Here is a 12,321-nt window from a genome sequence, read left to right as displayed (position 1 = left end):
GGCTTGTATGGAATTTTGCACAATGAATGACTTGCCTCTGGCGGATCTCGATGCCTTCACCGCTGTCGCGGCAGCGCGCAGCTTTCGCGCTGCGGCGTTGAAACGCGGCGTGTCCGCGTCATCCTTGAGCGAGGCGCTGCGCCGGCTTGAGGCCAGGCTCCAGGTGCGTCTGCTCAACCGCACCACCCGCAGTGTCACGCTGACGGAAGCCGGCACGCGGCTGCTCGAGAGGTTGACGCCAGCGCTTGGCGAGATCGCCGGCGCGCTCGATCAGGTCAACGACATGCGTGACAGCCCGGCCGGAACGCTGAAACTCAATGTCCCGACCATCATTGCCCGCGAAATACTACCACCGATCATTGGCAGGTTCCTGCGCGAGCATCCGGCGATCACCCTTGAAGTGACGGCTGAAGACGGATTCGTCGACGTTCTTGCCGCCGGCTTCGATGCGGGTGTTCGCTACGAAGAACGCGTCGAGCGCGACATGATCGCCATCCCGATCGGCCCGCGGCGGCAACGGTATCTCACCGCCGCCGCGCCGGATTATCTCGCCCGTTGCGGCGTTCCGCAACATCCGCGCGATTTGCTCGAACACCGCTGTATTCGCCATCGATTCGCCAGCGGGGTTTCCCTTTCGTGGGAATTCGGTGAAGGCGAGGCTGCTTTCACGATGGCACCACCATCGGTCGTAACTGCGAACACGATAGACCTTGAGCTTGGCGCGGCGCTCGACGGCCTTGGCGTCATCCGAACCTTCGAGGAATTTGTCGCTCCGGCGATCGCGGCGGGGCGGCTCGTTCCCATTCTAAACGACTGGATTACGAGCTTTTCCGGGCCTTTTCTGTACTATGCAAGCCGCCGGCACATGCCGGCAGCGCTGCGTGCCTTCGTTGATTTCCTGAAGCTCGAACAGCGACGCGATAACCCTTAAAAGGCGAATGCGCTGTACCTCACGCATCAACCATTGCGATAGTCCCATCAGAAATTTTGAGATGTTCACGGATTGTTTCGCATGAAATGATCCGTTACACCTAAATTGGTAGGCGTCGTTCACGTTCTGTCTCCTCCCGGGGCAGCAGGCGCTCGGGGAGGGGGCAAATGCTCGACGAAAAGTTTGTGCGACGCGGCCTGTTCCTCGTCTTTGTCATCCTGTTTCTCGATATCCTCGGCATTGCGATCATCGTTCCGGTGCTGCCGACCTATCTTGAGGAATTGACCGGCGCGGATATCAGCGAAGCGGCAATCGACGGTGGCTGGCTGCTGCTGGTCTACGCGGCGATGCAGTTTCTCTTTGCGCCGCTGATCGGCAACCTCAGCGACCGTTTCGGCCGGCGACCGGTGCTGCTCGCTTCCGTGCTGACCTTCGCCATCGACAACCTGATTTGCGCGCTCGCCACCAGTTATTGGATGCTCTTCATCGGGCGCGTCCTTGCCGGCATCAGCGGCGCAAGCTTCGGCACCGCTGCGGCCTACATTGCCGACATCAGCCATGACGGCAACCGCGCCAAGAATTTTGGCTTGATCGGCATCGCCTTCGGCTCGGGCTTCGCTCTTGGGCCGGTGCTCGGCGGGTTGCTGGGCGAACTCGGGCCACGGGTGCCGTTCTACGGCGCGGCGGCACTGTCCTTTGTCAACTTCATCCTCGGCGTGTTCCTGCTGCCGGAGACGCTCGATCGCGCGAACCGCAGACGGTTCGAATGGAAGCGGGCCAATCCGCTCGGCGCCTTGAAACAGATGCGCAACTATCCTGGCATCGGCTGGGTCGGGTTCGTGTTCTTTCTCTTCTGGCTGGCCCACTCCGTCTACCCGGCCGTCTGGTCCTTCGTGTCCTCCTACCGCTATGGCTGGAGCGAGGGACAGATCGGGCTTTCGCTCGGAATCTTCGGCATTGGCGGCGCGCTCGTCATGGGCATCGTGTTGCCGCAGGTCGTGCCAAGGCTCGGCGAATGGCGAACGGCGGTCGTCGGGCTGACGTTCACGACGCTCGGTGCGGTCGGTTACGCGGCGGCCTGGCAGGGGTGGATGGTCTATGCGGTGATCATCGCAACCGCGCTTGAAAGCCTTGCCGATCCGCCGTTGCGCAGCATCGCTGCCGCCCATGTGCCGCCATCGGCGCAAGGGGAGCTTCAGGGAGCCCTGACCAGCGTCGCCAGCATCACGACGATCATCGGGCCGCTGATCTTCACCCAGGCCTTCGGCTATTTCACAAGCGCCGGCGCGCCCGTGTCCTTCGCCGGTGCGCCCTATGCCTTGGCCAGTTGCTTTCTGGTCGGCGCGCTCGTTGTCTTCCTCCTGAAAATACCCCGCAGCCGTGCGGTCGGGCCGCAAGGAGAGGAGGCAGCGGAGGTGGAAGACATCCCGGCGATCGAAAAAGCAGCACGCGGCGAGTTGACGCGAATGCCCGGAAATTGATCAATTTTCGTGATCTATCGATGAAAGTTTGAGCAACCTTGCCCTTGCGGCTGGCTCTTTGGTCGCCGCTCATCTATTTCCGTTTTTCCTCCCTCCGACAGACAGTTGCGGCGCGAAACCGCCGACTGCCAGGAATCTGCCATGCTGACCGCGAACCCGAGCCTGACGCCACAGACGACCGACAACTCCTGGCGGACGCACTATCGCGCGAGTTTCTATCTCGGTGTGCCGTTCATCGGCGCTCAGTTGGCGCAACTCGCCATCAACACGACAGACGTGCTGATGGTCGGAAAGCTCGGCGCCACCGAACTTGCCGCGATCATTCTGGCGACCCAGATGTATTTTACGGTCTATGTTTTCGGCAACGGCTTTGCCAACGCCGTGGTGCCGATGGCGGCCCAGGCCGTCGGGCGAGGCGACAAGGTCTCGGTGCGCCGCTCGGTGCGCATGGGCATGTGGGTGGTCCTGCTCTACGGTCTCCTGACGGCGCCACTTCTCTGGATGGCCGAGCCGATCCTGCTTTTTGCCGGGCAACAGCCGAAGGTGGCAGCACTTGCAGGCGAATATGTGCGCATCGCCCAGTGGGCGATTTTCCCGGGCCTCATCTTCATGGTGCTGCGCGCCTTCCTGAGCGGATTGGAAAGGGCAGGCATCATTCTTTACGTGACGCTGGCGACGCTCGTGCTCAACGCGCTTCTTTGCTACGTCCTGATTTTCGGCCATTTCGGCTTTCCGAAGCTTGGCATCTTCGGCGCGGCGGTTGCCGCCCTCGGCGTTGCAGTGCTCGGGGCGGCGCTGACGATCGGTTACATCAAGAGTAAGCCGGAGCTCAACCAGTACGAGCTCTTCGTTCGCTTCTGGCGCCCTGACTGGGTCGCGTTCCGCGAAGTCGTCTTTCTCGGCATTCCGATCTCGCTGACGATCCTTGCAGAGGTCAGCCTCTTCACGGTCGCGTCGCTGCTGATGGGCACGATTGGGACGGTCGAACTTGCCGCTCACGGCATCGCCCTGCAGTTTGCCTCGATCGCCTTCATGATCCCGCTTGGGTTGGCGCAAGCGGCCACCGTCCGCGTCGGTCTCGCCTATGGGCGCGGTGATCTTCTCGGCGTGCGACGGGCGGCGATCGCATCGCTCGTGCTCGGCGCCGGCTTTGCCATCGTCGGCAGCGCGATCTTCGCCATCTTCCCGAGCGAGCTTGCCGCCCTTTACCTCGACACCGGACGCCCGGACGCAGCCGCGGTTCTCGCATTTGCCGCTCCGCTGATCGTCATCGCCGGGGCGTTCCAGCTCGTCGATGGCATGCAGGCGATTGCTGCCGGCATGTTGCGCGGTCTGAAGGATACGAAGGTGCCGATGCTCCTGGCGTTGATTTCCTACTGGCCGATCGGTTTCGTCTGCGCCTGGGCCTTCGCCTTCCTGTTCAACTTCGGCGGCATTGGCGTCTGGTTCGGTTTTGTGCTTGGGCTTGCGGCCGCGGCGGTGCTCTTGAACTGGCGCTTCTTCCGGATGCTGAATGCGCTGTCTGCAAAGGCTGAAGGCAAGGCGGCTGCCTGAACTGGGTGTTCGCGACTGGGAGCAGGCAAAGAAAAAGCCGGACGGGCAGGGGATGCCGTCCGGCTTACAATGGCGACCGCCTCAGGGGAAGGGACGGCGATCGCTTACTACCAAGCTTCGGTTACGAAGCCTCGAAACCGCTAGACGTTGAAACCGTCGAGCCGTTCCGAACCCCGACGATCGCGCTGGAGGTCGCGTATCGTCCGGGCAAAATCAATCAAGAACACGAAACTGATGATCGCAGCCGCGATCATGAACAGGCTGGCCATAGCGCCCTCCATCAACGGAAGATCTTTTGGGTCACGAATTGATCGCGCCGGTCACGGGACTCGTTGCGCAGTCCATGTATCGTCGCAAATATCATCGCGAAAAACATCGCCATCGAAAACAGAGCAAGTCCCATAGCCGTAATCCTTTCGCATCCTAAACGGCGGTTCGTTCAAAAAAGTTCCGTTGTTACTGGCGCTACATTTAACGTCTTGCGTGTGAAGCACCGTTGAACATGGCGTTCATCTAGCATTCATTCTTTCAGTCGCGCTGTTTCCCAGGGAACACTGGCGTGCTTGCGGGGAACGGTGGCAAGTCCCGTACAACTCTTGCGATCCGTCGCCGTCCGTGACAAAAGGCTTCACCAAACGGAAACAGGTGCGATGACCACGGCATTTTATCCCGGCTCCTTCGATCCGATGACGAACGGGCATCTCGACGTGCTTGTGCAGGCGCTGAACGTGGCGACGAAGGTCATCGTCGGGATCGGCATCCACCCCGGAAAGGCACCGCTCTTCTCCTTCGAGGAGCGTGCGGACCTGATCCGCCAGTCGCTTCAGGAGTTTCTGCCGGACAGGGCAGGCGACATCGATGTTGTCGCCTTCGACAATCTTGTCGTCGATGCGGCCCGTCAACGCGGCACGAAACTGCTGGTGCGCGGGCTGCGCGACGGAACCGATCTCGATTATGAGATGCAGATGGCCGGGATGAACCGGCAGATGGCGCCGGATATCCAGACCTTGTTCTTGCCGGCGGGCACGGCATCGCGGCCCATTACCGCCACATTGGTCCGCCAGATCGCGGCCATGGGCGGCGACGTCAGTGCGTTCGTGCCCAAGGCGGTCTACGAAGCACTGCAGGCCAAACGCCGCACGTAACGTACGGCTCTCAATTCACCACGCAGGGAGAAACCATGAAAATCCTCCATCTTGCTTTCGCCGGCGCCATCGCGCTCGCCTCCTTTACGGGCACGGCGCTTGCGCAGGCGGCCGACAACTTTCTCACGATCACGCTCAAAGACGGGCCTGTTGTCGTCGAACTTCGGCCCGACATCGCGCCGAAGCATGTCGAGCAGATCAAGGCGCTGGCCGCTGCCGGCGAATATGACAACGTCGCCTTCCACCGCGTGATCAAGGGCTTCATGGCCCAGACCGGCGACGTGCAGTATGGCGACATGGAAAACGGCTACCAGCCGCAGGCCGCCGGAACCGGCGGTTCGTCGCGGCCGGACATTCCGGCCGAATTCTCCAAGGTCCCGTTTGAGCGCGGCACGGTCGGCATGGCCCGCTCGCAGGACCCGAACAGCGCCAATTCGCAGTTCTTCATCATGTTCGCACCGGGCGACTTCCTCAACGGCCAGTATACGGTCGTCGGCAAGGTCGTCTCCGGTATGGAGAACGTCGACAAGATCAAGCTCGGCGACGACGCCAACAACGGCTCCGTCACCGATCCCGACCGCATGATCAGCGTCAAGGTCGGCAAGTAAGTTAACAGCAAGGAGAAAACCCATGGCCGAGATCAAGGATCCGGAAAACACGATCATCCTGGAGACCACCAAGGGCAAAGTCGTCATCGAGCTTCTGCCTGACGTTGCTCCGGGTCATGTCGCCCGCATCAAGGAACTGGCTCGCGAAGGCGCCTATGACGGCGTGGTGTTCCACCGCGTGATCGAAGACTTCATGGCGCAGACCGGCGACGTCCAGTACGGCAAGACCGGCGGCGAGCACTTCAACCCGGCGCGCGCCGGCATGGGCGGCTCCTCCAAGCCGGATCTGAAGGCCGAGTTCTCGAACGTCAGCCACATCCGCGGCACCTGCTCGATGGCTCGCAGCCAGATGCCGAACTCGGCAAACTCGCAGTTCTTCATCTGCTTCACCGATGCACCTTGGCTCAACAAGCAGTACTCGGTCTGGGGCCAGGTCATCGAAGGCATGGACAACATCGACAAGATCAAGCGCGGCGAGCCGGTTCGTGATCCAGACTCGATCGTCACGATGCGGGTTGCCGCAGACGCCTGATTTGCGCTAATGCACGGACCCGCCCCGGTCGCCAACTGCGCCGGGGCGGGTTTGCTTTTGTCTGAAGGTAACGATGCGCGTAGACCTGTTCGACTTCGACCTGCCGGAAACGTCCATTGCGCTGAGGCCCGCAAGCCCGCGCGACAGCGCCCGCATGCTCGTCGTCAAGCCCGATGACGGCGAAGTTCTCGCCGACCATGGCGTACTCGATCTGCCGTCGTTCCTGAAGCCGGGCGATGCGCTCGTCTTCAATGACACCAAAGTGATCCCGGCCCAGCTCGAAGGCATCCGTCACCGCGGCGAGGACATCACCACGCCGGTTTCGCTGACGCTGCACATGCGGATGGCGCCCGATCGCTGGAAGGCCTTCGCCCGTCCGGCGCGACGCCTGAAGGTTGGCGATCGCATCGCCTTCGGCCACGGTGGCGAAAGCTGCCTGCTCGGAACGCTGGACGCGACCGTCGAGGAAAAGGGCGATGCCGGCGAAGTGACGCTGCGCTTCGATCTCGCCGGCCCGGCGCTCGACGAGGCGATCATGTCCGTTGGGCACATTCCCCTGCCGCCCTACATCGCCTCGAAGCGTGCGGAGGACGCGCAGGACCGCGCCGATTATCAGACGATGTATGCGCGGGAGGAAGGTGCCGTCGCTGCGCCCACCGCCGGCCTGCACTTTACCGACAGGCTTTTTGCCAAGCTGGACGAGGTCGGCGTCGAGAAGCATTTCGTCACCTTGCATGTCGGGGCAGGGACATTCCTGCCGGTCAAGGCCGACGACACCAACGACCATGTGATGCACCAGGAGATCGGCTACGTCGACGCCGGTACCGCCGAGCGGCTCAATGCCGTCAAGGCAAGGGGCGGGCGCATCGTCTGCGTCGGCACCACGTCGCTACGGTTGATCGAGAGCGCGACCTCGGAAGACGGCGTCGTCAAACCCTGGTCCGGTCCAACAGGCATCTTCATCACCCCGGGCTATCGTTTCCGCGCCGTCGACATGCTGATGACCAATTTTCACCTGCCGAAGTCGACGCTGTTCATGCTGGTCTCGGCCTTCTCGGGCCTCGAGACGATGCGCGAAGCCTACAGGCATGCGATCGAGACCGGCTACCGCTTCTATTCCTATGGCGACGCTAGCCTGCTTTTTCGGAAAAACTAGATGACCGAGACCTTCCAGTTCAAGCTCCACAAGACCGATGGCAAGGCCCGTCGCGGCGAAGTTTCCATGCCGCGCGGCACGATCCGCACGCCGGCATTCATGCCGGTCGGAACCGTCGGCACGGTCAAGGCGATGTATCTTGATCAGGTGAAGGATCTCGGAGCCGACATCATCCTCGGCAACACCTACCACCTGATGCTGCGCCCGGGCGCCGAGCGCGTCGCGCGGCTCGGCGGCCTGCACGGGCTGATCCGCTGGCAGGGACCGATCCTGACGGACTCAGGCGGCTTCCAGGTGATGTCGCTTGCCGGCCTTCGCAAGCTCGACGAGCAGGGCGTCACATTCAAGAGCCATGTGGACGGCGCGCTCTTCCACATGTCGCCGGAACGTTCGATCGAGATCCAGGGGCTTCTCGACAGCGATATCCAGATGCAGCTCGATGAATGCGTGGCGCTGCCGGCCGAGCCCAGGGAAATTGAGCGCGCGATGGAGATGTCGTTGCGCTGGGCCGAACGCTGCAAGGTCGCCTTCGGCGACCAGCCGGGCAAGGCGATGTTCGGCATCGTCCAGGGCGGTGATATCCCGAAGCTTCGCGAGCGCTCGGCCGAAGCGCTGAAGGGGCTTGACCTCAAGGGCTACGCCGTCGGTGGTCTGGCCGTCGGCGAGCCGCAGGAGGTGATGCTGCGCATGCTCGACATTACCTGCCCGATCATGCCGGTCGACAAGCCGCGTTACCTGATGGGCGTCGGTACGCCGGACGACATTCTGCGGTCGGTGGCCGAAGGCATCGACATGTTCGACTGCGTGATGCCGACCCGCTCCGGGCGCCATGGCCTTGCGTTCACCCGCCATGGCCGCATCAACCTGCGCAACGCCCGTCACGCCGAAGACATGCGTCCGCTCGACGAACAATCCTCTTGCCCGGCGACCCGCGACTATTCGCGCGCCTATCTGCATCACCTGATCCGCTCGAACGAATCGCTCGGCGGCATGCTCCTGAGCTGGAACAATCTGGCTTACTATCAGGAACTGATGGCGGGCATCCGACTGGCGATCGAAGAAGGCCGCTTTGCCGATTTCATGGCGGAAACCCAGGAGACATGGCGGCGAGGGGATCTGCCGCCGGTCTGAACTGGTTGCGCCCTCAAAGGGCCACTCAAATGGCTGGCCCGGGTGCCTGCTGCAGCATCATCACGCCGTTGATCTTGTAGCTGCCGTCCGGCTGCTTCTGGAGCTCGTAGACCGCCGTCCAGTCCTTGCCGTCGGGGGCCGAAATCAGCACCTCCTGCAGGACCCGGTCATCCACGACCTTCGATCGACCAAAGGCGAAATTTCCGGGCCTGTAGACGGGCTGGTATCCACGCTTGACCATGTCGAAGAAGGCGGCCTTGTCCGGAAATTTTCCGCGGATGGCCGGCGAGGCGAAGGAATAGGCTGTCTCCGCATCATCGTGAAGAAAAGCTGAGATCTGCCCCTGAATGATCGATCGGGCCGTATCGACGGGCTCGTCGGCGTTCGCGATACTTGCGGCGACAAGCTGGGTCGCCAGACCGAGGGCAATAGCGAAGGTTCTGAACATCGCGTTCTCCATCCAGGCCGATGTCCAATGAAGCATAGGACAACGGAGCGGTTTGGGAATGGTGGCGTCAAAGCGACGTCCATTGCGATGAATATGTTCTCAGTATGGTTTATTGAATGAAATCAGATGATTAACGGATTCTGTGAATGTTTCGATTTACATATCATAAAGTGGTGATATTCGACGACGTCAGTTGATCGGGCGTGGTCGCCCGATCGTGCAAGGCAAAGGAGCCGCGAATGCCGTGGCATCGGCAGCCTATCCGAACGTCCCTTCGAACCACTCGCGCCACCTGATCTCGCTGGCCGCCGCTCTTGCGGCGGCGTCGTCGCCGTAGAAAAAGAGTGACATGCTGACGTTGGCGCCATCGCCGATCGAGCATGTCCCGATGAAGGCGATGCCGGATGCTGGGGACGTCAGGCGCAGCAGCAGATAGCGTTGCGTGCGTTCTTGCTGCACCCGCTCGACGACGCCGGAGAGGCTCTCCGGGTGAGGCGGGGTCGTGCGTTCGTCGCCAACATTGGCCGCGGCGAGGCCGAGTTCGTCGGTCAAGCGATCCCACAGCTTTCCTTCAGGCTCCTTCGTGGCGGCCATGGCCATGAAGCATGAAGCCTTTGCGCCGGCAAAATGGGCGAGGTAGACCTTCAGCACCTCGAAGAAGCCCTGCCAGCCGCCCTCGAAGCCTTCCATCTGATCGTCCCAGTCATCCGTCGAGGAAAACAGCGAGTGGACCATGCGCACCACGCAACGGTCGCCCGATCGCGCGGTGACGGTGATTTCAGTCGCAATCGGTGGCGCACCTTCGCTCCATTCGCGCTCCACATAGGCGAAGCGGGCAGGCGGCTCCCAATGCGTTATCTCGCCGCTCGAGCCGCCCATCGCACCGAAGTCGAAGGCGATCTTGCCGCCGACATGCTCGTCGATCTTCGTCTTGGTGAACCATGCGCTGTTGCCACCGCCGGTCGCTATCGCCTGCCAGACCTGTTCAGGCGAGCCAGGTAGGATCACTTCCATCTCGACCCAGCGCTTGCCGCTGTCATCCTTCTTGATCGGCATGAGATATCCTTTCAGGAGTTGGTGTGTTCGGGTCGGCCACTGCCTGTCGCCCTTGGTGCGGGGTAGGATGCGACCACGAGCCGGTGTGGTCGCCCGTCCGGTGCGTCCTCTGCGTGATAACGGGCCGCGAGTGCGGCCACGGCCTGCGAAAGATCGGCGGTGAAGGCCGCGCGATCGCTGGGCGATCGAAAATTGATGACGGTGTCCATGGCGAGCGTTGCCAGGCGCTTTTCCTGTTGCCGTGCGCCGCGCATCAGGCCGCCGACTTCGCGCACGATGCGGGCCGCAAGCGCGACGAGGTAGCTGGCCGAAAGGCGGTCACCGTTGCGTCCGGGATCCGCGCCGATCGGACCCAACGCCGCCGGCGAGACCACATAGGACGTCGCCGTCGCGACCATCAACCGCTCCGTCAGCCCGCCCCAGCGGCGCTCTTCCGCCGGTTCGATCAACTTGTGTTCCTCCAGCGCACGCAGGTGGTAGTTCACCTTCTGGCGCGTCAGGCCCACCCGGCCCGCCAGGGCCGCCGCGGAAGCAGGCGCGGCAAGCTCCGCGAGCAAACGGGCCTTGATCGGCTCCAAAGCAACCGCCGCCGCGGCTGGCGCATCAATGACATCAAGATCGAGCATGTACGGATAGTCGCCTTGACAGATTTTTTTGTCAAGGCGATAACAGCATCCTATGAGGGTAGGGGCGCCGCGATCGTTCTTCATTGGTTGAGTACTGAAGTGCCGGGCATCTCCCGATCCCTGGACCAAAATCGATAGGTTCACAATGCAAGCGAACATTCGCCAGGCCACCGTGGCCGACCACCAGCGGCTCGAGACGCTGCAACGCCTCGCATCGCTTGCTACGAGGGAACATCGCCAGGCGCTTCTAGATAACCCGGAGGTTTTCGGCATCGCGGCCGAGAATATTGCCCATTCGCTGGTCGCCGAGCTCGATGGTCACGTGGTCGGCTTCTGCACGGTCTTGCCGGTATCGGCGGATCTGGCGGAAGTGGATGCCATCTTCATCGACCCTGACGCCTGGAGGGAGGGCATCGGGCGCATGCTTCTGACCGCAGCGGAGCAACGTGCAGCCGTCGTCGGCACAAAGGCGCTGGTGGTGACTTCCAGCGGACAGGCGGTCTCCTTCTATCGCGCGCTCGGCTTTCAGCCTGCGAGCGTATCGATGACCGATTTCGGACCTGCGGAGCGCCTCACCAAGCAACTGGCATAACAGCAACAGAGCGGCGGCCGCGCGGCACCGGTCAACGATCGGCGGGGGTACGCCACACTCTTTCCAGAATCAGGAAACTCGGATTCTATCGGCGAGGCGTGCGAAATTGGCGGAGTTTGGGCTTGCTTCTCGTCCTCATCGTCGGCCTTGTTGCCGGGGTCATCAGCGGTATCATCGGCACGGGCTCCTCGATCATGCTCTTGCCGGTCCTGACCTATGTCTATGGCCCGCAAGAGGCCATTCCAGTCATGGCCGTGGCGGCGGTGATGGCGAATGCCTCCCGCATTCTCGTCTGGTGGCGCTCGGTCGACTGGCGCGCGGTGGCCGCCTATGCAGCAACCGGGATACCGGCGGCCGCATTGGGCGCAAGGACCATGCTCGTGTTGCCGCCACGCGTGGTAGACGCGGTCATCGGCATCTTCTTCCTGGCCATGATCCCGATGCGCCGGCGGCTCGCCGCATCTCTGCGACGATTGAGCCCCGGACACCTGGCCATTGCCGGCGCCGGTATCGGCTTCCTGACAGGCATCGTCGTTTCAACCGGCCCGATATCCGTTCCGGTGTTCCTCGGATACGGGCTGACCAAAGGGAGCTTCATTGCCACCGAAGCCGCAGCTTCGCTGGCGATTTACGTCACCAAGACGCTCACGTTCCAGAGTTTCGGTGCGCTGCCGTTGGTCACGCTGACAAAGGGATTGACGGTTGGCGGATCCTTGATGGTCGGTTCGCTGCTGGCCAAGCCATTTCTCCTTCGGCTGACGCCAGAGACGTTCAGGCACATCATGGATGCGCTCTTGCTCGGCACCGGTGCAAGTCTGCTGTGGGGCGCAGCGATCTGACATCTTCAAGCTCATCAAACCCGGGGAGAGTGACATTCCAACTTTGCAGGATCAGGACACTTTGACCTTGCGGCCACAAAAGATGTGGCAGCGAAGTTGAACTGTCCGCTTTGGCGCAAAGTAGAAATGTCACTCTGAGCCGTCGCACGGCACGATGATCAGCCCCGATCTGACCGGCTGATCCGGTTGCAAGATCAGATCGGGGCGGGTGAACGGCACCCC

Annotated in this window: 14 protein-coding genes; 10 read left to right on the top strand and 4 right to left on the bottom strand. The window is 62.0% G+C overall.

Annotated elements, in window-relative coordinates:
- Positions 1 to 22: 22 nt before the first annotated feature.
- From VGO04_RS20345 to VGO04_RS20335, 3 genes are all read left to right on the top strand, one after another.
- Positions 23 to 931 (top strand): LysR family transcriptional regulator, encoded by a 909-nt coding sequence (locus VGO04_RS20345; RefSeq protein ID WP_327497776.1) that lies wholly within the window; start codon positions 23 to 25, stop codon positions 929 to 931.
- 167 nt (positions 932 to 1,098) lie between these two features.
- Positions 1,099 to 2,412, top strand: a complete 1,314-nt coding sequence (locus VGO04_RS20340) for a TCR/Tet family MFS transporter (RefSeq protein ID WP_327497775.1) — start codon at positions 1,099 to 1,101, stop codon at positions 2,410 to 2,412.
- 141 nt (positions 2,413 to 2,553) lie between these two features.
- The gene (locus VGO04_RS20335; protein WP_327497774.1) at positions 2,554 to 3,966 is read left to right on the top strand and encodes an MATE family efflux transporter; all 1,413 of its coding nucleotides are present in this window, start codon (positions 2,554 to 2,556) and stop codon (positions 3,964 to 3,966) included.
- A gap of 140 nt (positions 3,967 to 4,106) precedes the next feature.
- Here the strand turns inward: VGO04_RS20335 and VGO04_RS20330 are convergent, their stop codons facing one another.
- Positions 4,107 to 4,235, bottom strand: coding sequence for a hypothetical protein (locus VGO04_RS20330; RefSeq protein WP_327497773.1), 129 nt, complete (start codon positions 4,233 to 4,235; stop codon positions 4,107 to 4,109).
- Between the two features lie 381 nt (positions 4,236 to 4,616).
- Here VGO04_RS20330 and coaD point away from each other — a divergent pair, with 381 nt between their 5' ends.
- The 5 genes from coaD (at position 4,617) to tgt (ending at position 8,538) form a co-directional block, all read left to right on the top strand.
- Complete coding sequence (gene coaD / locus VGO04_RS20325; RefSeq protein WP_327497772.1) at positions 4,617 to 5,111, top strand: pantetheine-phosphate adenylyltransferase; 495 nt, start codon at positions 4,617 to 4,619, stop codon at positions 5,109 to 5,111.
- A gap of 35 nt (positions 5,112 to 5,146) precedes the next feature.
- Positions 5,147 to 5,719 carry a peptidylprolyl isomerase gene (locus VGO04_RS20320; RefSeq protein WP_327497771.1) on the top strand — a complete coding sequence of 191 codons (573 nt, stop codon included), beginning with the start codon at positions 5,147 to 5,149 and terminating at the stop codon, positions 5,717 to 5,719.
- A 22-nt stretch (positions 5,720 to 5,741) separates the two neighbouring features.
- Positions 5,742 to 6,251, top strand: coding sequence for a peptidylprolyl isomerase (locus VGO04_RS20315; RefSeq protein ID WP_275023794.1), 510 nt, complete (start codon positions 5,742 to 5,744; stop codon positions 6,249 to 6,251).
- Between the two features lie 73 nt (positions 6,252 to 6,324).
- Positions 6,325 to 7,407, top strand: a complete 1,083-nt coding sequence (gene queA / locus VGO04_RS20310) for a tRNA preQ1(34) S-adenosylmethionine ribosyltransferase-isomerase QueA (protein WP_327497770.1) — start codon at positions 6,325 to 6,327, stop codon at positions 7,405 to 7,407.
- A complete protein-coding gene (tgt, locus tag VGO04_RS20305) occupies positions 7,408 to 8,538 on the top strand; it encodes a tRNA guanosine(34) transglycosylase Tgt (protein ID WP_327497769.1) in 1,131 nt (376 codons plus the stop codon).
- A 25-nt stretch (positions 8,539 to 8,563) separates the two neighbouring features.
- Here the strand turns inward: tgt and VGO04_RS20300 are convergent, their stop codons facing one another.
- The 3 genes from VGO04_RS20300 to VGO04_RS20290 all read right to left on the bottom strand — a co-directional run bounded on the left by VGO04_RS20300 (position 8,564) and on the right by VGO04_RS20290 (position 10,752).
- Positions 8,564 to 8,986 (bottom strand): DUF4864 domain-containing protein, encoded by a 423-nt coding sequence (locus VGO04_RS20300; protein WP_327497768.1) that lies wholly within the window; start codon positions 8,984 to 8,986, stop codon positions 8,564 to 8,566.
- A 258-nt stretch (positions 8,987 to 9,244) separates the two neighbouring features.
- Positions 9,245 to 10,042 (bottom strand): SRPBCC domain-containing protein, encoded by a 798-nt coding sequence (locus tag VGO04_RS20295; protein WP_327497767.1) that lies wholly within the window; start codon positions 10,040 to 10,042, stop codon positions 9,245 to 9,247.
- An 11-nt stretch (positions 10,043 to 10,053) separates the two neighbouring features.
- Positions 10,054 to 10,752, bottom strand: a complete 699-nt coding sequence (locus VGO04_RS20290; protein ID WP_327497766.1) for a helix-turn-helix domain-containing protein — start codon at positions 10,750 to 10,752, stop codon at positions 10,054 to 10,056.
- Between the two features lie 61 nt (positions 10,753 to 10,813).
- Here VGO04_RS20290 and VGO04_RS20285 point away from each other — a divergent pair, with 61 nt between their 5' ends.
- Together VGO04_RS20285 and VGO04_RS20280 are read left to right on the top strand one after the other, a co-directional pair.
- Positions 10,814 to 11,260: a GNAT family N-acetyltransferase gene (locus VGO04_RS20285; RefSeq protein WP_327497765.1), complete on the top strand. Its 447-nt coding sequence runs from the start codon at positions 10,814 to 10,816 to the stop codon at positions 11,258 to 11,260.
- 116 nt (positions 11,261 to 11,376) lie between these two features.
- Positions 11,377 to 12,099 (top strand): sulfite exporter TauE/SafE family protein, encoded by a 723-nt coding sequence (locus VGO04_RS20280; protein WP_327497764.1) that lies wholly within the window; start codon positions 11,377 to 11,379, stop codon positions 12,097 to 12,099.
- The last annotated feature ends 222 nt before the right edge of the window (positions 12,100 to 12,321 follow it).

This window comes from Ensifer sp. (assembly GCF_035999185.1).
Lineage (GTDB): Bacteria > Pseudomonadota > Alphaproteobacteria > Rhizobiales > Rhizobiaceae > Ensifer.
The sequence above is the reverse complement of the archived record's forward strand: the minus strand, read 5'-3'. Positions and strand labels throughout refer to the sequence as shown.

What these genes read in the sequence shown, in the direction of transcription:
- tgt (WP_327497769.1), top strand. Translation starts at nt 7,408, where the DNA reads ATGACCGAGACCTTCCAGTTCAAGCTCCACAAGACCGATGGCAAGGCC.
- VGO04_RS20340 (WP_327497775.1), top strand. Translation starts at nt 1,099, where the DNA reads ATGCTCGACGAAAAGTTTGTGCGACGCGGCCTGTTCCTCGTCTTTGTC.
- VGO04_RS20345 (WP_327497776.1), top strand. Translation starts at nt 23, where the DNA reads ATGAATGACTTGCCTCTGGCGGATCTCGATGCCTTCACCGCTGTCGCG.
- VGO04_RS20290 (WP_327497766.1), bottom strand. Translation starts at nt 10,752, where the DNA reads ATGAAGAACGATCGCGGCGCCCCTACCCTCATAGGATGCTGTTATCGC.
- VGO04_RS20295 (WP_327497767.1), bottom strand. Translation starts at nt 10,042, where the DNA reads ATGCCGATCAAGAAGGATGACAGCGGCAAGCGCTGGGTCGAGATGGAA.
- VGO04_RS20335 (WP_327497774.1), top strand. Translation starts at nt 2,554, where the DNA reads ATGCTGACCGCGAACCCGAGCCTGACGCCACAGACGACCGACAACTCC.
- coaD (WP_327497772.1), top strand. Translation starts at nt 4,617, where the DNA reads ATGACCACGGCATTTTATCCCGGCTCCTTCGATCCGATGACGAACGGG.
- VGO04_RS20320 (WP_327497771.1), top strand. Translation starts at nt 5,147, where the DNA reads ATGAAAATCCTCCATCTTGCTTTCGCCGGCGCCATCGCGCTCGCCTCC.
- queA (WP_327497770.1), top strand. Translation starts at nt 6,325, where the DNA reads ATGCGCGTAGACCTGTTCGACTTCGACCTGCCGGAAACGTCCATTGCG.
- VGO04_RS20285 (WP_327497765.1), top strand. Translation starts at nt 10,814, where the DNA reads ATGCAAGCGAACATTCGCCAGGCCACCGTGGCCGACCACCAGCGGCTC.
- VGO04_RS20315 (WP_275023794.1), top strand. Translation starts at nt 5,742, where the DNA reads ATGGCCGAGATCAAGGATCCGGAAAACACGATCATCCTGGAGACCACC.
- VGO04_RS20300 (WP_327497768.1), bottom strand. Translation starts at nt 8,986, where the DNA reads ATGTTCAGAACCTTCGCTATTGCCCTCGGTCTGGCGACCCAGCTTGTC.
- VGO04_RS20330 (WP_327497773.1), bottom strand. Translation starts at nt 4,235, where the DNA reads ATGGCCAGCCTGTTCATGATCGCGGCTGCGATCATCAGTTTCGTGTTC.